Source organism: Lysinibacillus sp. UGB7, from assembly GCF_049058285.1.
Classification (GTDB): domain Bacteria; phylum Bacillota; class Bacilli; order Bacillales_A; family Planococcaceae; genus Lysinibacillus; species Lysinibacillus sphaericus_B.
The window spans coordinates 79,664-99,295 of record NZ_JBMGUV010000005.1; the positions used below are offsets into that span (position 1 = coordinate 79,664).

16 protein-coding genes are annotated in these 19,632 nt (G+C 39.0%); 11 read left to right on the top strand and 5 right to left on the bottom strand.

Annotated elements, in window-relative coordinates:
- Positions 1-175 precede the first annotated feature (175 nt).
- Both ACOMCU_RS06705 and ACOMCU_RS06710 read left to right on the top strand, forming a co-directional pair.
- Complete coding sequence (locus ACOMCU_RS06705; protein WP_421049731.1) at positions 176-928, top strand: threonine/serine exporter family protein; 753 nt, start codon at positions 176-178, stop codon at positions 926-928.
- A 12-nt stretch (positions 929-940) separates the two neighbouring features.
- A complete protein-coding gene (locus tag ACOMCU_RS06710; RefSeq protein WP_010857786.1) occupies positions 941-1,408 on the top strand; it encodes a threonine/serine exporter family protein in 468 nt (155 codons plus the stop codon).
- 66 nt (positions 1,409-1,474) lie between these two features.
- Here ACOMCU_RS06710 and ACOMCU_RS06715 read toward each other — a convergent pair whose 3' ends face one another.
- Positions 1,475-3,496, bottom strand: coding sequence for an EAL domain-containing protein (locus tag ACOMCU_RS06715; protein WP_219362244.1), 2,022 nt, complete (start codon positions 3,494-3,496; stop codon positions 1,475-1,477).
- A 186-nt stretch (positions 3,497-3,682) separates the two neighbouring features.
- Between ACOMCU_RS06715 and ACOMCU_RS06720 the strand changes: the two genes are divergently transcribed.
- The 4 genes from ACOMCU_RS06720 (at position 3,683) to ACOMCU_RS06735 (ending at position 9,409) form a co-directional block, all read left to right on the top strand.
- Positions 3,683-4,576 (top strand): DMT family transporter, encoded by an 894-nt coding sequence (locus ACOMCU_RS06720; RefSeq protein WP_010857788.1) that lies wholly within the window; start codon positions 3,683-3,685, stop codon positions 4,574-4,576.
- 75 nt (positions 4,577-4,651) lie between these two features.
- Entirely contained in the window at positions 4,652-6,373 is a 1,722-nt protein-coding gene (locus tag ACOMCU_RS06725; protein WP_421049732.1) for an ABC transporter ATP-binding protein, read from the top strand.
- Positions 6,373-8,199 (top strand): ABC transporter ATP-binding protein, encoded by a 1,827-nt coding sequence (locus tag ACOMCU_RS06730; protein WP_010857790.1) that lies wholly within the window; start codon positions 6,373-6,375, stop codon positions 8,197-8,199. The genes ACOMCU_RS06725 and ACOMCU_RS06730 overlap by 1 nt, the downstream gene beginning before the upstream one ends.
- A 340-nt stretch (positions 8,200-8,539) precedes the next feature.
- Positions 8,540-9,409, top strand: a complete 870-nt coding sequence (locus ACOMCU_RS06735) for a GNAT family N-acetyltransferase (RefSeq protein ID WP_230491819.1) — start codon at positions 8,540-8,542, stop codon at positions 9,407-9,409.
- 395 nt (positions 9,410-9,804) lie between these two features.
- Here the strand turns inward: ACOMCU_RS06735 and helD are convergent, their stop codons facing one another.
- Positions 9,805-12,033, bottom strand: a complete 2,229-nt coding sequence (gene helD, locus ACOMCU_RS06740; RefSeq protein WP_421049733.1) for an RNA polymerase recycling motor HelD — start codon at positions 12,031-12,033, stop codon at positions 9,805-9,807.
- Between the two features lie 264 nt (positions 12,034-12,297).
- On the opposite strand from helD, the gene ACOMCU_RS06745 reads away from it, so the two are divergent.
- Positions 12,298-13,020 (top strand): glycerophosphodiester phosphodiesterase, encoded by a 723-nt coding sequence (locus ACOMCU_RS06745; protein WP_010857793.1) that lies wholly within the window; start codon positions 12,298-12,300, stop codon positions 13,018-13,020.
- A 47-nt stretch (positions 13,021-13,067) separates the two neighbouring features.
- On the opposite strand, the gene ACOMCU_RS06750 is transcribed toward ACOMCU_RS06745, so the two are convergent.
- Both ACOMCU_RS06750 and ACOMCU_RS06755 read right to left on the bottom strand, forming a co-directional pair.
- Positions 13,068-14,090: a DUF2804 domain-containing protein gene (locus tag ACOMCU_RS06750; RefSeq protein ID WP_010857794.1), complete on the bottom strand. Its 1,023-nt coding sequence runs from the start codon at positions 14,088-14,090 to the stop codon at positions 13,068-13,070.
- Positions 14,091-14,123: 33 nt separating this feature from the next.
- Positions 14,124-14,420, bottom strand: a complete 297-nt coding sequence (locus tag ACOMCU_RS06755; protein WP_010857795.1) for a hypothetical protein — start codon at positions 14,418-14,420, stop codon at positions 14,124-14,126.
- A 68-nt stretch (positions 14,421-14,488) separates the two neighbouring features.
- On the opposite strand from ACOMCU_RS06755, the gene ACOMCU_RS06760 reads away from it, so the two are divergent.
- On the top strand, positions 14,489-14,983 hold the full coding sequence (locus tag ACOMCU_RS06760; protein WP_421049734.1) for an amidase domain-containing protein: 495 nt from the start codon (positions 14,489-14,491) through the stop codon (positions 14,981-14,983).
- 100 nt (positions 14,984-15,083) lie between these two features.
- Entirely contained in the window at positions 15,084-15,656 is a 573-nt protein-coding gene (locus ACOMCU_RS06765) for a nitroreductase family protein (RefSeq protein ID WP_010857797.1), read from the top strand.
- A 673-nt stretch (positions 15,657-16,329) separates the two neighbouring features.
- Here the strand turns inward: ACOMCU_RS06765 and ACOMCU_RS06770 are convergent.
- Complete coding sequence (locus ACOMCU_RS06770; RefSeq protein WP_010857798.1) at positions 16,330-17,712, bottom strand: dipeptidase; 1,383 nt, start codon at positions 17,710-17,712, stop codon at positions 16,330-16,332.
- 412 nt (positions 17,713-18,124) lie between these two features.
- Here ACOMCU_RS06770 and ACOMCU_RS06775 point away from each other — a divergent pair, with 412 nt between their 5' ends.
- Both ACOMCU_RS06775 and ACOMCU_RS06780 read left to right on the top strand, forming a co-directional pair.
- Entirely contained in the window at positions 18,125-18,262 is a 138-nt protein-coding gene (locus ACOMCU_RS06775; RefSeq protein WP_010857827.1) for a hypothetical protein, read from the top strand.
- Positions 18,263-18,741: 479 nt separating this feature from the next.
- The gene (locus ACOMCU_RS06780; RefSeq protein ID WP_010857828.1) at positions 18,742-19,290 is read left to right on the top strand and encodes an RNA polymerase sigma factor; all 549 of its coding nucleotides are present in this window, start codon (positions 18,742-18,744) and stop codon (positions 19,288-19,290) included.
- Positions 19,291-19,632 lie beyond the last annotated feature (342 nt).

A 19,632-nucleotide genomic window follows, 5' to 3' on the forward strand; every position in this document is an offset into this window, starting at 1 on the left:
CGCTCCCCTCTGTAAATTATTTATCTATACAATCAGACGTGTGAATCATCGGAAAAGTTATACGAATCTACGAATTATGTAAAAAAATGTTGAAGATTTACGGTTGAGTTTTTATTTGCAGTTCGATACTATTTACTATTGGCAAGGAACCTTTTGAAGGAGGTAGATAACTGTAATGATATTACAAGAAGCGGATAATGAATTAACAATTGACTGCTTGCTACTTGCAGGGCGTATCATGATTGAAAGTGGGGCAGAAACATACCGTGTGGAGGATACGATGCTGCGTATGGCACAATCACAAAATATGTTAGATGCTCAATGTTATGCTACACCTACGGGTATCATTTTTTCGTTAGGTAAGACACAGCCGACGAGAATTACTTCAATTTCCAGTAGAGTTACAGATTTGCAAAAAATCGCCTTGGTAAATTCAGTATCTCGTAGACTCACATCTCACATGATAACATTAGATGAAGCTTATGACGAGTTAAAGTCGATACAAAAAACAAATTATTTTTTACCAATTTATATTCAAGTTTTCTCAGCAGCTCTTGCGAGTGGGTGCTTTCTTATAATGTTTAAAGGAGGATGGTCGGATTTTCCTGCTGCGTTTGTAGCAGGGGGGTTAGGTTTCCTTGTGCTGGTGTGGATGAATCACTTAACAAAGGTGAAATTTTTCTCAGAATTCACTGCTTCGTTAGTCATTGGTCTTATTGCTTTTTTTGCAGTAAAATCTGGATACGGTGCAGCAATAGACAAAATTATTATTAGTTCTGTCATGCCACTCGTACCAGGTATTTTAATTACCAATGCAGTGAGGGATTTAATGGCAGGTCATTTTATGTCAGGGATGGCAAAGGGAGCAGAGGCATTTTTAACAGCATTTGCAATCGGTGCAGCTATAGCCGTCATCCTATCATTTTAGGAGGCGGATGTTATGGATATAATCGTACAATTAGTGGTCAGTTTTTTTGCAACAGCAGGTATCGCGATTATTTTTAATGTACCTCGAAAAACTTTGCTTCATTGTGGTTTTGTTGGCGTAGTTGGCTGGCTGATTTATTATGTATTAACAGAATATGACATGGATGTTGTAAATGCTTCTTTCTTTGGATCATTTGTCGTTGCCATTGTGGCACACTTGTATGCAAGGCGCTTTAAAATGCCAATGATTATTTTTATTGTAGCTGGTATTATTCCGCTTGTGCCAGGGGGCATGGCATACAATGCGATGCGGAATGTTGTAGAAGATGATTATTTACAAGGCTTACAATATGGTCTAAAGGCGTTTTTAATAACTGGTGCGATTGTTATGGGACTGGTATTTGCAGAGGTATTCATGCAGCTTATATTCCGTGCAATGTATATGAGTAAAATGAAAATAAAAAACGTATACAAAAAATAAACCTACTGATGTAAGATGTCATAAAAATAAAAGGCTGTCCAATGAGCTGGACAGCCAGAAATACTGTTATTTTACAAGCAATGCCTCAATTTCCTCTGGTGTAACAGGCTTACTAATATAATAGCCTTGAATAGCATCACAGCCGTATGTGATTAAAAGGTCGGCTTGTTCAGCGGTTTCAACACCTTCAGCAACCACTTTGAGTTCCATGGATTTACCTAATTGCACCATGCCATGCATTAGCTTTTGTGTTTTTTCAGACTTTAATAATGAACTTGTAAATGTCTTATCAATTTTTAATGTATCTATCGGTAAAATTTGCATATATCGGAATGAACCATATCCAGTACCAAAATCATCTAATACGAAAACGATACCTTCGTTTTCAAGCTTACGCATTTGCTGTGTAATAAAGGTTGCAGCTTCTGCTTCTAAAGCGAATTTCTCTGTAATTTCAATTTGAATAAGGCTTGCAGGACAACCTGTTTTTGCTAACATTTCAAGTATTGATTTGGCCATGTTTTTGTCACGGAATTCACGTACAGAAGAGTTAATGGCCACTTTTAAATTCAAGCCAGCCTTCTTCCAAATTAACGCCTGTTCACAAGCTCTTTCTAACATAAATGAACCGATATTGTTAATGAGCCCTGTCTCCTCAGCGATTGGAATCAATTCATCTGGTGAAACAACCCCCATGACCTCATCTTCCCAGCGAACGAGTGCTTCTACAACTGTAACTTTGCCTGTGTAAACATCAATTTGAGGCTGATAAAGGACCTTAAGGTTCTTCTGATCAAGCGCTTGAAGTAAACGTTTTTCAATTAAAGCTTTACGATTTAAAGCTTTATGTGTTGCTTTAGATAGTGAGACAATTTTATCACCACCAGCTTCACGTACCGATGTAATGGTAGCGATGGATGCCTTCATTAGTTGAGAGAAGGTTGTTTGATCTTCTGGGAAGCGTGTAATGCCACCGCTAATCGAAATAGGCACAGCAATATTACTACTGTATATTGGATGCTGCTGTAAGTAAGATAAAAAGCCTTGAATAAACCATTCACTTAAAGGTGTTATGACAACAAAATCATTTTCATTGATACGCGCCATTGCACTGTCTTGAAAATACATTTTTATACGATTTGTAAATTCAATAATTAGGCTCTGGTTAATTTGTTGATCATGTAACTCTTTTAATGTGTAAAATTTATCGATGCTTAAATAGACAAATGAAAAGTGTCTATCTTCTTCAATCATACTAGAAATGACTTTTTCAAGACGATGTGCATTCATTAAACCTGTCTCGGTGTCAATATATGCAATTTTTTCAAGCTGGTGCTGAATTGTTTTTGACTTCGTAATATCCTTTTCAATTAAAATAAACTGTTGTTCATTCGTTTCTAAATTAAAAGTAGGGATTGCAGTTAACAGTACCCAATATGATTGGCCAGTTTTTGTAACTTTTTCGACCTCACCTTGCCATGTGTTACTATTGTTTAAATTGCGCCAGATGGTATTTGTTATTTTTTCGCTTACATCGTTATCTGGGAACAGTTGCCAAAACGTTTTACCGATAACACGTTTTGGTGTCCATTGACTTGTTTTTAGGAATTCAGCATTACATTCTAAAATAAATCCGTCTTGGTCTAGTGTTACAGTCATGAAAGTGGAGTCTAAACCATGCTTTAAGTCTGCAAAAGTACGACTATTTGATACAGAATTGATCATTAATTCAGGTAACATAAACATAAATAAGACAAGGTGTTCCCCTTGTTCCATAAACGGTTTAGCCAACACCGCTGTAGTAACTTCTTCATTTGAACTTGTATACACTTGAACCTTATCTAAATACGTACTGTCTTCACTTTGAAGTATGGATTGGAACGTCTCAAATGAAAGTTGACGCAGTAGATTTTCATGTATGAATGGAGTAGTATGTCCTTTAATATCAGTAGCAGAAAAACCAAATAGCTGTTCAGCATTCTTTCCCCAAATAGAAGCTTGTCCGTCTTGGTTTATGACAAATGCAGGAAAAGGAAGTGAATTTAAATAATGTTCATCAATCGTAAATGATTTATGGATTTGACTCATGATTTATTCAATCTCCTTGGGTAATCAATATATACTAATATTATAGAGAATTATCGGGAATTAGTCATTATGAATATATTTGTAAATATTTGATGGTGAAAAAAATTAGGACTTTTCTAATGAAATGCAAGAAAAGTTTTGAAATAAATAACAGTTTTTAGTACATATATAGGAAGCGGGATTGGTGTGGAACGGTTAAAAGGATTACTATTTATAATCTCTGGGTCGATGTTGTGGGGTGCAACAGGACCTTTAATGGAATGGTTACTCAATCATACCCCATTAACAGTTTCTTTTATGCTAACCATTCGTTTGTCAGTTGCGGGTATTGTATTACTCGCCTATTTATTGTTAACTGGAAAAAATATCATCTGTATATGGCAACAAAAAATATGGAGTAGACAGCTAATCATCTTTGGTGTAGCAGGAATGTTGGGCGTACAATATGCCTTCGTAGCAGCGATAAATGAAAGCAATGCTGTGCTAGCTACCTTACTTCAGTTTTTAGCGCCTATATTTGTTGTTGCTTATGTCTCTCTTAGTTTAAAGAAATGGCCACCTAAATATCAAGTATTAGGAATTATTGGTACATTAGGGGGGCTATTCTTATTACTTACGAATGCTTCTTTTGACGCTTTATTAGTTAGTAACAAAGCGTTGTTGTGGGGAGTAGCAGTGGGCTTAACTTTTGCATTCTACACACTGTATCCAGCACGACTCATGAAAGAATGGAGTGTACTGCTTGTTGTGGGCTGGGGAATGTTAATAGGGGGTCTAACGTTAGGAATTATCAGTCGAATTTGGCAGTCGAATCAGTGGCTTACTTTTATGGATTTGAAGGTTACAGGCTTAATGATTGCGCTCATTGTCTTTGGCACAATGGCTTTTGTGCTATTTTTAAGTAGCATGAAATATATTACGGCTGTAGAGACAAGTATCTTATCGAGTATTGAACCGTTAACGGCTATGGTTATTTCAGTAATTATGTTTGGTACGTCATTAGGATTTTGGCAATTAATGGGTGTGTTTGTTATGCTTGTTTGTGTAACATGGCTTTCTATTGCGGGTGAAAAAGCATAAAAATATTATTTAAAAAGGAATTTAGAACTATATTGAGATTCAGTGATGTTTTTTCTCAAACAAGGGGTGAGGGAATTGAAAGAAATTTTTTCGTATGTAAAGCCTTATAAATGGACTGCAATATTTGCTTTATGTTTAATGTTGTTGGAATTATTTGTGGAGCTTGTACAACCACTCATTATGGCCAAAATAATAGATGAAGGCATCCGAGCTCAAAATCATGAAATGATATGGCAATGGGGAGCAGTATTACTCATGTTATCCTTCATAGCATTTTTAGCGGGGATTGTTAATTCCTATTATTCTTCGCATACTGCACAAAGCTTTGCCTTTGACTTAAGAAACGCAATGTTCGAGAAAATTCAATCGTTCACGCTTGCAACATATCAAAAGTTCTCAACGGCCTCTCTGATTACGCGATTGACGAATGATGTGACACAGGTACAGACGGTACTTTTTATGAGCCTACGTATTATGCTGCGGGCACCACTTGCAGTAGTTGGTAGTATAATAATGGCATTTGCCGTGAATGCAAAACTAGCCCTCTTTTTAGTAATCGGTGCACCGATAATCTTGGTGTTTTTAGTTTATATGGTTGCGAAGGGCGTGTCTTATTTTGGGCGAGTACAAAAGCGTGTGGACCGATTAAATCGTGTACTACAGGAAAATCTACAAGCCATTCGCTTAGTAAAGGCTTATTTACGTGGTACATATGAGGCGTCACGCTTTGAACAGGTGGCATCACACTTAAAAATAGATACGGTGAAGGCTCTACGCACGATGGAGTACATTATGCCAGTGCTACTATTTATCATGAATATGAGCCTACTTGCAGTACTATGGTTTGGTACAAAGCAAGTTGCTGCAGGTACAGCGCCACTCGGAGATATTGTAGCCATTGTCAATTATGCAATGCGCATGACAGGTTCGTTTTCAATGTTTGCTTTCATCATTATTTTTTACGCACGTGCGAAAGCCTCTGCAGAACGAATGGCAGAAGTGCTAGCTGTTGAAAATGAAGTAGAGGTCACTTCTCCATTTGAAGAAGCTTTTAGTAAGGAAAAATTTGGTGAGTTAGTATTTGAAAACGTGAGTTTTACGTATCCAGGTGCAGAGAAAGCTGTGCTGTCCAATGTAAGCTTTCAAGTGAAGCCTGGTGAAAAGTTAGCGATTATGGGAGCAACAGGAGCGGGTAAATCAACTTTACTACAGCTTATTCCTCGTTTTTATGATGTGTCGTCAGGGCAGATTTCAGTAGAAGGAAAAGATGTACAACAATGGGATCTACAAGAGCTGCGTGAGACCATAGGTTATGTACCTCAGCAATCATTATTATTTACAGGTAGCATTGTGGACAACATTCGTTGGGGTGATGCAGAGGCTGAAATGGAAGAAGTATTTCAAGCAACTATGCAAGCGCAAATCCATGCCTCTGTTGAAGATTTTCCAAATGGGTACGATACACGAGTTGGGCAGAAGGGTGTTAATTTATCTGGGGGGCAAAAGCAACGCTTGTCCATTGCAAGGGCATTGCTCAGGAAAGGGCATCTATTAATGCTTGATGATAGTACGAGTGCTCTTGATGTGAAAACAGAGCAAGCGTTGTGGGAGGCTTTGAGCGATGAAAGAGCCACGATGCTTGTCGTAACACAAAAAATTCGTACGGCTAAAGTGGCAGACCGCATTCTTTTAATAGATGCAGGCGAGGTTGTGGGATATGGCACACATGATGAGCTTTTGCAGTCTTCCATTTTATATAAAAAAATTGCAATATCCCAACAGGAGGTGGAGGAATAATGAGATTTTTCCGCAAACCTTTTGGCTATGAGCCGATTTTGACGAAGGATGATTTAAAGCAGGTCGTAAAGAAAAAGAAGGGTCCTCGTGCAGCCGATTGGAAAAGTACGCTTGGTCGTTTATGGAAAATCGTCGATGAACAGCGTGCATTATTAATCATTGTGTTTGTACTCGTCATGGTAAGTTCGATTTTGGCATTATTGGGCCCATACTTAATCGGGAAAATGATTGATAACTATGTGATGCAAGGGGAACTAACGGGACTGGGCAGTACAATCGCCTTGCTAGTAGGAATTTATGGGCTGTTAGCTGTATCATTATTTTTACAAAACTATTGGATGATTGGTATTGCACAGCAAACGATTTACAGACTACGAACGTCTGTATTTGCACACTTTCAAAGTCTCCCGGTATCGTTTTTTGATCGTCGCCAACATGGGGAATTAATGAGCCGTGTGACAAATGATATAGAAGCGGTTAGTTCGACATTGAACAGTTCCTTTATCCAAGTCATTTCAAGTGTCTTAACGCTCGGAGGTACGCTTATCATCATGCTAAGTTTGAGTCCTTTATTAACTGTACTAACAATGACAATTATTCCAATCATGTTTATAGCGCTGCGTTGGATTACACGTCGTACAGCACCATTATTTAAAGAACAGCAAGCGGCCATCGGAGCGCTTAACGGAATGATTGAAGAAACCATTTCTGGGCAGCGTATTGTCAAGGCATTTTCACAGGAGGAACGTGTTAAGGCAGAGTTTCGTGACAAAAGTTTACGTTTAAAAAGAACCGGCTTTTGGGCACAAACGTATTCGGGCTATATCCCCAAGGTCATGAACTTTTTAAATAATATGAGCTTTACAATTGTTGCAGGAATTGGTGGGATACTTGCACTTTATGGTCACGTGACCATTGGCGTAATTGTTATTTTCACGGAGTATGCACGACAGTTTACACGTCCTTTAAATGATTTAGCCAATCAATTCAATACAGTACTTTCGGCAATTGCAGGTGCTGAACGTGTCTTTTCTTTACTTGATGAACCGCAGGAAATCGAATTCCCTAACACGCAAAACCACTTGTTAAAAGGGAACGTAGCCTTTCAAAACGTTTCTTTTAAGTATGAACAGTCAGAGGCAGCCTACACATTAAAGAATATAAGTTTTCGAGTAGAACCAGGTCAAACGGTTGCATTGGTTGGTGCAACTGGTGCCGGAAAAACAACGATTCTTCAGCTTATTGCTAGATTCTATGAAGTAACAGAGGGCGAGGTACTATTTGATGGTATAAACGTGCAACAAATTGAACGTGAGGCACTACGTTCGCAAATGGCCTTTGTGTTACAGGACCCTTTTTTATTTGAAGCAACGGTGAGGGAAAATATTCGCTATGGTCGTTTAGATGCTAGTAATGAAGAAATTGAAGAAGCGGCGCAACGTGCAAATGCACATGATTTCATCATGAAACTAAAAGATGGCTATGATACGCTTCTTGCAGCAGACGGAAGCGAAATCTCTCAAGGACAAAAGCAACTGCTATCTATTGCTCGAGCACTTATTGCAGATCCGAAAATTTTACTACTCGATGAGGCAACTAGTAGCATTGATACGGTCACGGAACTAGCCATTCAAGAAGCGCTTGATACGTTGATGCAAGGGCGTACAAGCTTTGTTATTGCCCATCGATTAAATACTGTGCACAATGCTGATATAGTGCTTGTGATGCAAAAGGGTGAGCTAGTCGAAGCAGGCCCGCAACAGCAGTTAATTGCTACTGGCGGAATTTACGCTCAAATGCTTGAATCGTCCGCACATCATTTATAAAGTGAGACTAAAGGATAAGGAAAGGCTTTCGGTGCGCAGGTTGTGCTAGTGAGCGGAAGTTGCAATTGTATATTGTGTTCTTAGTGTGCTTTCTCCCTACAATCATTTGTCAAAACGTCACTTTCTAAGGCGATGGCTATGTAATCAGCGGCTGAATTAATCAGATATTTGCGAGTACTTAAACCTCCCATTTAAACCGTTTTATGCTTTATTTATAAGTGGGAGTTTTAACACCTATTATATAGGGTAAAAATAAGCTGGTAAACACAAAGATTAATGTTGCCAGCTTATTTTCTTTCTTGCTACAATAGGGCAATAGTCTGATAAAAGAACGGAGTATATGATGAACATTTCAGTGATTACAGTGTCTTTCCCGTTAGACGGCGAAACATTGAATGAATTAAAAACCTTATGTGAAGAAGCAACATTACATGATTATCGAGTATACGAAACGATTATGAATATTCCGTTAGCAGGCTCTTTTGAATCAAAAGGTTTTATGGTGCTAGCGTACGACGATGACAAAGATTTATTAGTTGGTGCAGCAAGTGCTATTGATTTAATGGGTCTATATACGTATGAGTGGTCGCTAGTAGTTTTACCAGCGTGTCGTCGAATGGGAATCGGTACAGCATTAGTAGAAGTTTTACAAGCTGGACTAGTAGAGCGGGGCGCAGAAGGTCAATTAGCATTAGTCATTGATGGTTCACCTTATGGTCATACGTTTATTGAAAATTGTTGTTATACGTACAGTTTTTCAGAGGCAACACTAGAAACTAAAGCGGAGCCGGTAGTGCTACAAGATGAGGTTATTATAACTGCATATGCAGGAGAACAAGCAGAGCTTATTTCAATTTATAGTGAGGCTTTTGGTGATTTGCCAGAAGAATCAGTGGAACTAATTAACTTTAATACATCTAAAAGTGAACGTAATTTATGGGTAGCCCGTAAAGACGGGAAGGTTGTTGGTACGGTGACGACAGCGCAAGAAAACGAAGTTCAATGGGTGACAGCATTGGCCGTCCATCCCATGTATGGGGGACAAGGTATTGGTACAGCGTTATTGTTATTCGCGAAAAATTATGCCAGCCAAATTGGCGTGAAACATGTAATGCTTGATGTGGAAATCGAAAATAGAAAGGCACTTTCGGTTTATGAAAAGGCTGGTTTTATGAAAGCGCAGCAAATTGACTATTACGTGAAAAAATAAAAGAAGAGTGAGGAGTATGCTTTATGCATGGCTTCTCACTCTTTTTTATGCAATTGTTTTTGAGCAAACGGTTTGCTTAAGACCATCAAATTCATCGCATTGAGCCCTTCACCTGATATAACAATTAATTGATACAGTGATAAATGACTTTTTTATCATAAATACGTACTATGCCCATATAGTAATAATAAGCCCGATGAAAGGAGTCGTTATCATGCGCATGCCGGCATTGCCGAAAAAGAAGTCTCCTCCAAAGGAAGCCCCTAGATCATGGTGGAAGGCTGTCAAAGCTTATTTATCAAAGGGCAAATTTTATCGTCTGCCACCACGACATAAATAACCTTGCATTTATCCATTATCATAAAAAGAGTCGCAGTTCACGAGAGCGACTCTTTTTAATTTTCTAAAAGAAACGTCTTTTTTGTTGGACCAATTAAATATAGCTCATGCATCGCACGCGTTAACGCAACGTACAGAAGTTTGCGGTCAATTTTTGTATCGTAAAAGGGCGTGTTAAAGGCTGCGACAATCACAGCATCAAACTCGAGCCCCTTTGCTAAATGGCTTGGTACCACGAGTAGGAGTTGCTGATTAATGGACTCATCCTCTGTTAATAGCTGTGAAGTAATGCCGTAATCAGTTAACGCCTGCTGCATTCCGATTGCATCGACTGTAGTTTTGCAAATCAAAGCAATTGACTGATGACCGTTGGCACGAATGCTATCAAAAATATGCCCGATTTGCTGAGCATTAAAATGATCTGCCTGTAAAAAAGTTGGTGGATGTCCATGACGAACGACAGGTTCAACTAGCGGAAGTTGTTCATCCATTTGTGCTAAAATTTCGTTAGCAACTTCCATAATTTCAATCGTTGTTCGGTAGCTTTTTTGAAGTGTTCGAAAGCTGGCACGTGGAAATAAATTCTGTACAGGCTCCCAGGCAGTTAGTGAACGGTAGCTATGGATTCCCTGAGCTAAGTCGCCCACCATTGTGAACATGTCGGTCTCAAGCCCAGTTTTTAAAGCAGCAAGCTGGAATAAACTATAGTCCTGTACCTCATCAATGAAGACAACACGCATTTTCCAGTTATCAGGGATTCCTTTTAGCCGGGCTTGTAAATAATAAAGTGCCGCTAAATCTTCCAACACCCACTGTTCTTTCGCATGCACTTGTAAAAATTGTTGTTGTTCGAGATAATGCCATTCTGGTGCAAGCTTTGCTAATAGTTCAGCATTTGTTAGAAAGGCACGATAGAGCGTTTTGACATTATATTTAGAAAAGCGCCGCATGTAGGCAGATACTGTTGATTTGGCCTCTTTTTCAATTGCGGGAATTCGTTCATCACGTTCATCGATATACTTTGTTACAATACGACGACGTTTTTCATCGTCACGAATGCCATTTAAAGCTTTGCCAAGTACTTCATCGTATTTCGCATGTAGCATATTTAAGACAGCCTGTTTCTTCTGACGAACATGACTCGCCATCACCTTTTTTATATGTGCAAGTCTATTTTCAATTGGCATATAGGAAAACTCATGTAAAAATAACTTTTTCAAATGAGAAGCTCGCATAATACGGTATTTCTCAATAAACACATCTTCAAATTGTTCCGCAATTTCTTGCTCAATCTTTTGCACATAACGTTCCATTACATCACGATAATAAAGCGAGCCTTTTATTTCAGAAATCCATGCTGTTGGTTGATTGTCACCATCTGAAACAAGTGATTCTAGCTGTTCATTTGGATTACGTAGTTTTAATTTTAGCTTTGTCGCCGCTAGGACATAGTCTGCAAAAGTTGTTTGACAAATTTTATCGACACCAAGCTCGGGTAAAACATCACCAATATAATCAATAAATAATTTATTAGGGGCTAAAATCATGAGCTGCTCGGGATTAAAATTCTCACCCATTGTGTACAAAAAGTACGAAATACGGTGTAGGGCTATTGTTGTTTTACCGCTACCTGCAGCCCCCTGTACGATAATCGGCTGACGGAGGTGAGCCCGAATAATTTCATTTTGCTCTTTCTGAATAGTTGAGACGATTTCTGTTAACCGAACATCTGCTTTGCCTGCTAACGCCTCTTGTAGTAATTCATCATTTGTTGTTAAGTCGATATCACGAATATCAAGCAACTGACCATTTTCAATTTTATATTGCCGCTTGGCAAATAAATGTCCCTTGTGAACTTCTCCGCGTACATCATATTCCATATCCCCAAGTCGACCGTCGTAATAAACATTTGCAACAGGGGAACGCCAATCAACAATTATTGGTTCGTGTGTTTCACGATGAAATAAGGATGTTTTGCCGATATATAAAAATTCTTCAGGATCTCCTGTTTTTTGGAAATGGATACGGGCGAAATAAGGCTTTTTTTGAACAGCCTCTAAGCCTTCCTTTTGATCGCGAGCCATTTCAAAGAATCGCGCGTTTGTTAAGATGTTCAAATAGCTCAAACTCGAATCTAAATAATCAAGATCTGCCATCGATTTACGAATATTTTCCTGTGCGGATTGCAAATCTCTTTGAGACTCGCTTAAAATTTGTTGCATATAGTGTTTGGTGTAAGCGAGTCGCTCCAGTTCAGCTAGAAAATCTGGATGTTGTGCAGTCATTTTGCACCTCCTAAGTACTTACAAAGTTAATTTCATCTGTTGGACGTCATGGATTTGAAAGCATTGAATTTAAGATATAAGCCGAACTAGCTCACAGCTATACGGTAACAACTAATGGGCTTATATAACACAGGCACAATAACAAATAGGCCGAAATGGAAATGGGTTCTCATATTACTATACAAAATTTTACCTTTCAAGGGTAAGATTAATAACCTGCTTATTGGTATACTGTTAAGTAACTAGAAATGGGAGGGGATACGTTTGGACATATTTGCGCATAGAGGTGTATCTTCACACTACCCTGAAAATACAAGTGCTGCTTTTTATGCAGCATCGAAATTACCTATTGCAGGAATCGAGCTAGATGTTCATTTAACTGCGGATGGGGAAGTGGTCGTCATCCATGATGAAACAATTGACCGCACTTCCAATGGTACAGGCTATGTAAAAGATTATACGCTCCAGCAGCTACGAGCATTTGATTTTGGTTCTTGGTTTTCTGATGAGTGCAGAGGAGAAAGTATTCTAAAGCTTGGAGAAGTGTTAGAGCTATTTGCAGGCACACATCATCGTATTAATATTGAGCTGAAAACGGATGTTTTTCCTTATGATGGTATTGAGCCGCTTGTGATAAAGGAAGTAGCATCATATCAAATGACGGAACGTGTTATTATTTCTTCCTTTAACCATGAATCAATTCAAATTGTGTCACAAATAGCGCCGTATATTGAAACGGCTGCATTATTTGCTGAAATCTTAATTGATTTTACAACTTACACAGCCCAAATTCCAACGAATGCAATACATGTTAGCTTGCCTACAGCCTTCAGAAAATCTGTTGGTTTAGCACTTGAAAAAGGGGCTATTGTTCGTGCCTACACTGTCAATGATATCGATATTGCATTGCAGTTACAGCAACTCGGTATAGATGCAATTTTTACAGATGACCCCGAAAAAATGCTAGACGCATTGCGCGAAGGCTAAAATACACAAAAATGGCGTTTCAAATTCCCTTTGAGACGCCATCTTTGTTACCATTTTGCACGGTGTTCTTCGATACAACCAAGCATTTGCTTAATAACTAGGGTTTCACCATTGTCCAGTAGAATGGAACCATCATAATAACCAAACAATTGATGTACTTCCGATTTTACGAGTCCAGCATTTGTTGCTGCAACACGTTCAAAGAATGGGGAAAAAGTTAAGGACACTTGGTTGGTGAACTTTGTTTTAACTTTCCAACGTTGCATAAAATCTTTTCGATCATAATGGAATAGTAAATCCTCATGAATTTTTGTCATTTTTCCATCAACGAACACAGCATTCTCAGTCATACCCGTACCGTCTGTCCATTTACCCCCTAAATTCAGCCCAATCCGCCGACCTCGAACTCGTTGAGAAGCCATACCCCAATTCCATGTGGCCTCGCGTGGCCAAACACCACGCCCATAATCCAACACTGCAAAATTTTCCTCAGGTGTAAATATAAAGCGACGATTGCCAATCGTCACATTTCCCGACGTAGGTAGAGTATGATGCTTGCCTGTAAATTGGAACGTTTTTCGATTCCATGGAATGACCACATTCAATGACTCATCTGTTGGGGGATGTTGAATGACAAGGTTTGCACGTAAGCTGTCTCCGTCAAAATTAGGAATAGAAACGGACAAATGAGTTTCATTGTGAATATAGGTCATATCAATCGTCATTTCACTACTGCTGAAGGATACAGATTCTAGTACTTGTGTAGGCATTTTTAGCTTGCCACCAAGTGGAATTGTCATGGTTTTCTCGAAATAGCGCTGTGTTTCATACTCAAAGAAATATACGAAGCAAACCGCTGCGTAATCTAGATGGCTGATAGTAGCGGAGAATAAAATCTCATCACCATATACACACCAATAATTCCATTTCTTTTTGCGCATCAAATGGCCGCTTAAATTGCTATTTATAAGAGGTTTTCGTGCAAATCCAATGGAAGCAGGATTCAAATTCCCTTTTTTGTCGCATAAAAGAGTAGGTTGTAAGATTTCTTTCTCAGCATGCTGCCTCACATTCAACATCCCTTCTGTTTATATATTAAATATCTACACTTCATTCAACCCTATTGTAGCAAAAAATAACTTAAAATTGGAAAAGATAGCACCGAATGTTGCCCTTACATCGATTTTTAACTGAAAGCTTCGCCTGATGTCACGAATTCGAAAAGAATTTTTAGATGTTAGCCTAGCATCGCTAAGTCTCACGACACCTGCTAACTGACTTGAATCGGTAAAATCGTAACGTTCTATGGCTTTACCGAAGTGACCGACATCGTGTCGACCCTCGTGCATACCTAAGCATAATATTGCAAATACCGGACGTAATGACGTTTGAGCCGCCATTGATAAATATGGTCCTAAACTAATAGATTTGTCCATCTATACATATGATGTACGTAAGGAGGGGAAACGTGGCAAAAATGTATAATAGGCAGGCGGCGGTACAGTATGCGAATTTGTGGTGGAATAGACGTAATCCCGCATTTCCAAATTTTGATGTCGATTGTACGAATTATATCTCACAATGTTTACTTGCTGGGGGAGCGCCAATGCGCGGAGCTCCAAGTAGAGATAAGGGTTGGTGGATTCAGCAGGGCAATTGGAGCTTCAGCTGGTCGGTCTCCCATTCCCTTAGGTGGTATCTAGAAGGCTCCAAAACAGGATTAAAGGGCAAACGTGTGCAAAATGCTGAAGAATTAGAGCTTGGGGACATCATTTTTTATGATTTTCAAGGGAATGGAAGAATCGATCACTCGGTTATCGTCACGAGTATCCAGAATGGAATTCCATACGTGAATGCGCACACCTCAGATAGCATAAATAGACCGTACTTTTATGAGGATTCTACTGCCTATACACCGAGTATGACATATTTTTACATTCATATTGATGATAGTTTTGCTTAGCAAGATAGCTGTTTTAAAGCTCATCGATTTGTGATAATGTGAGAGATAGAAAATACGTATAATAATATATGATGTAAAGTTCTAGAAGGAGATAAAGTAAATGAGCGAACATTTTTTATCTGTAAGAGATGCAATTATAGAGCGCCGTTCCATTAAAAAATTTAATGGGCAGCCTGTAGACCGTGATGAATTACTAGCAATTATTGACGATGCTGTATGGGCACCGAATCATGGAAATCGTGAACCTTGGCGTTTAGTTGTAGCGTGTGGTAAGGAGTTATCTGCACTTCATGATTTATTGCGAGACTTAACTATTCCGAAATGGCAAGACCTTTCAAGTGAAGACTTGGCAAAACAAATGACGAAATTCACACTTCCAGGCGGTTATGCTTTTGTAATCGTACCGGAGGATGCACGTCAAAAAGAACGTCTAGAAGATTTTGCTGCTGCAAGTACTTTTATTCAAAATATGCAGTTGCTTGCGTGGGATAAAGGTATCGGCTCTTGCTGGAAAACACCAGGCTTTTTAGATAATCCGAAATTCCGAGAAGCATTAAAAGTGCAACCAGGTGAACGTGTTATTGCGATGTTACAAGTTGGTTATTTTGATGATATTCCAAAAGCGAAAGAACGTAAAACATCAGCTGAAATTGTGACGATTTTTGGTGAATAGTACAAAGAAAGCCCCTCAGTGAGGGGCTTTTAGACAGTAGACAAACTCAAAAAACTGAGTTTGTTTACTGTCTTTTTTCTTTTAAATATAGAAGTATCTATATGAACTCGTTGATTTCCGCTATGGCGGACGCTTTTCGCAGGCATGGCTTCAGTCTCTCCTCGTCGCTACGCTCCAATCAACAGTGAACGTCTTGTGGAACCACTTGATCAATCGTCATCATTTCAAGTTGATGTTGTATGTACCTGAGAATTACTGCAGTTGACCTGAGCGATTGTTGCATGTAGCCAAGCGTTACGTCGGTTGATCTGAGCGGTTGTTGCTTGTACCTGAGCGTTACGTCAGTTGACTTGAGGGATTAGCGATTGATCTAGTTCGTTCTGTAAGTTTTTGACCGATTAGCACAACACGCCTTGATTCCTGATATAGAGGAAGAAGCTGCGAAACTCTTACGGAAAAACGAGTCAGCTAGACCCCGCACGAAGTGTATCGAAGGGGGAGGCCAGCTGGTTCGTCCGTGGAAAGCGAGTGGCTTGTTCCGAACCTGATTATTGTTACTTTCTATTGTATAAGAAAGACTATAGCCAAACTCGATTTTTTGCCGAAGTTTGTCTACAGTCTAAAAGCCCCCTCAGGTGAGGGGGCTTCCAAATCAACAAGTGCATTTATTTATTTATTTTTGTAATCCAGCTACTTCATATAAATAGTCACCTAACACGCGTAAACCATTATCGAAGTTTTCTAAATGGAAATGCTCGTTTGGAGCATGGAAGTTTTCGCTGGATAGACCAAAGCCCATTAACACAACAGGTAATTCCAAAATTTCATCGAATGATGCCACGATTGGAATCGAACCGCCACCACGTGTGTAAGCAGTGGGTACGTTATAAACTTTTTCGTAAGAGCGTCCTGCCGCTTGAATAAACGGATGGTCAAATGGCGTTAAGAAAGGACGGCCTTTATCGAACTCAGCAATCGTTACCTCAACACCAGTTGGTTTATGCTTTGCGATATGTGCTTTTAACAGTGCTACAATTTCATCGGGTTCTTGATTTGGTACAAGTCGGCATGTGATTTTAGCACCAGCTTCAGCAGGCAATACAGTTTTAATGCCTTCTCCTGAGAAGCCACCAAACACTCCGTTAACCTCTAGAGTAGGACGAGCCCATGTTTGCTCTAAGTAAGAATAACCAGCTTCCCCGAATAACTCTTTCACACCGACTTCTTCCTTCACTGACTCTTCATCGAAGCCAAGTGCGCGATAAGCATCACGTTCTTCTACTGATAATGGCAATACGTTGTCGTAGAAACCATCTACCTGAATAGTGCCGTGTTCATCACGGAAGGATGCTAAAATTTCTGCTAATGCATGAATCGCGTTTTGCACGCCACCACCGTAAAGACCAGAGTGTAAATCGCCTTTTGCCCCCCGAACATCAATTTGTACACCTGTTAAACCACGTAAGCCATAGCACACAGCAGGCTTACCAGGTCCATAAAGGCCCGTATCAGAAATCAAAATCAAATCTGCAGCTAGCTTTTCCTTATGTTCTTCTACGAAAGCAGGGAGGTGAGGACTGCCGATTTCTTCTTCCCCTTCATAAATAAATTTCACATTTACGGGTAAAGTGCCAGTTGTAGCAAATAGTGCCTCAATCATTTTTAAGTGCATAAACACCTGCCCTTTATCATCGCTTGCGCCACGTGCAAATAATTTATTGTCACGAATCGTTGGATTAAAAGGCTCGCTATCCCATAAGTGTAATGGATCTACAGGCTGCACATCATAGTGACCATAGAAGAGAATTGTTGGTTTGTCCTCAGCATGTAACCAATCCGCATAGACAACAGGATGTCCTGCTGTTTGGGTAATCGAGATGTTTTCAAGGTTAAGTTTTTCAAAGGCGTTTGCTAACCATTTAGCAGCATCCTGAATATCTCCTTTGTGCTCTGATAATGAGCTAATACTTGGAATACGTAAAAATTCATTTAATTCATTCAAATGAGCCTCGCGATGTTCAGTAAAATAAGCGTCTAATTCCTGTAAATGTGTCATCATTTCATCCCACTTTCTATTATTTCGATACTAGAAATAGTATAGCATAATGCTTAGGGAGAATCCTATTATAGCAATGGTTTAATGGATCGTAGAAATAGGGATTAGTTCTATATGATAATCATTTTTGATTATAAAGGAATATTTTTTAACGATGCAAAAGGGGAGAGATTATTGAATAGCCATTATATTGATAGTAGTACTATTGTATTTTTGGTTAAGAGTTCGGAAAGTAATCCAAAGAAATTGTCTATTTTACGAGGGGAAAATGATTGGTTGTTTGCTAATATTGAAAATATTGAACGTACTTACAAATAATCATGATATGATTATTCTCGTGGTCGGCATGTCCGTCTGCATACTTTTAAGCCTCCAAGCGTGACACGGTTGCGCTCGAAAGGGGGTGAACCGTTTGGAGAACCTTTCCCGAGTAGAAAGAGCAAAAGCCAATGCGGAAAAGCGTCGCATTCAAAGACTAGCCATCTTTAGAATTGCCACGGATTTATTTCGTGCAGCAGATACGCTATATCGAATTATTCGTATGCTTTAGCTAAACAAAAAAATGGCTTTTCACCGTCCTTTACTAGCCATGAAGGGCGGTGTTTTTCATGTTAAGGCAAAATAAAAAGCGACTAGGAGCCACCTAGCCGCTAAACCGTTTGGAGATTCTTCCCGAGTAGTTGGAATCTCATTACACCTTTAGTTTACACGTTTTTTTCGTACAAAGTCAAGGTGCTACAAATGCATTTACCGATTCCAATTGAAACAGCAATGCCCTCTATAGTTTATTATGTTCAGGCATTTTTTATACAAAAAGCTTTAAATAGAAGAAACCGTTGTATGAGTAGTTTGCCCTGTTGGCAGAAGGGAAGGGTAGTATAGTAGAAAAACATTTTTTACGAATATTACAAGTCAAAGCAATTAAGCTTACACGATTGTAATGAAATTGAAAGCAAATACGATAGAGTGTAATACATTATTTTGCGAGAATGTGTATAGAAGCAAGAACAAGAAGCGGAGGAATACACAATGAATGAAAAATTAGAAGGCGTATATGAGGAATTTAATCGTTATATTTATCATCTATGCTTAAAGCTCACTCGCAATAATGTAGAAGCGGAAGATTTAATGCAAGAGGTTTGGGTAAAAGTTGTACGCTATGAGGATAGCGTTGCCGAAGTAGAACATATTAAAGCTTGGCTAACAACAATTACAATGAATACATTTAGAGATCGCTATCGTAAAAAAGTACGACGTAGTAAGTACATGATGAATCAACCTGAAACATTAGACGTTCCAATCTTAGATTTGGTTCCTAATAATGAAATTTCTACTGAAGAAAAAATTGAAAAAGACATTGTCACAAAACTAGTACAGGATAAAATGGGTCAATTAGATACGATTTATCAAAAAACATTGTGGTATTTCTACATAGACCAATATTCACTTGCTGAAATTTCTACAATAATGAAGGTATCGATTGGGACAGTGAAATCGCGTTTATTCCGTGCGAAAGCGCGTTTAAAAGAAATGCTAATGGCTGACGTATCAATAGTGGAGGCTGTGCTGCCAGCATAATAGAATGCATTGGTCGCACACTAAAATAATTACTCAGACGGAAGTATTCGTTCGGCCAATCCAAAAAAAGATGTATTGCAAAATGATTTAATTTGCAATGCATCTTTTTTGATGGAATTTATTGAGGGTGGAGCATCGAATAGAGCTAGAGGCCCCAAAATCGCTGAGATGAAAAGGGTGTCTTGAGAGTTCTATCCGTCAGTTTGACGGTCTATCCGTCAGTTCGGCAGTGCTATCCGTCAGTTTGACGGTCTATCCGTCAGTTCGGCAGTGCTATCCGTCAGTTTGACGTTCTATCCGTCAGTTCGGCAGTTCTATTCGTCAGTTTGACGTTCTATCCGT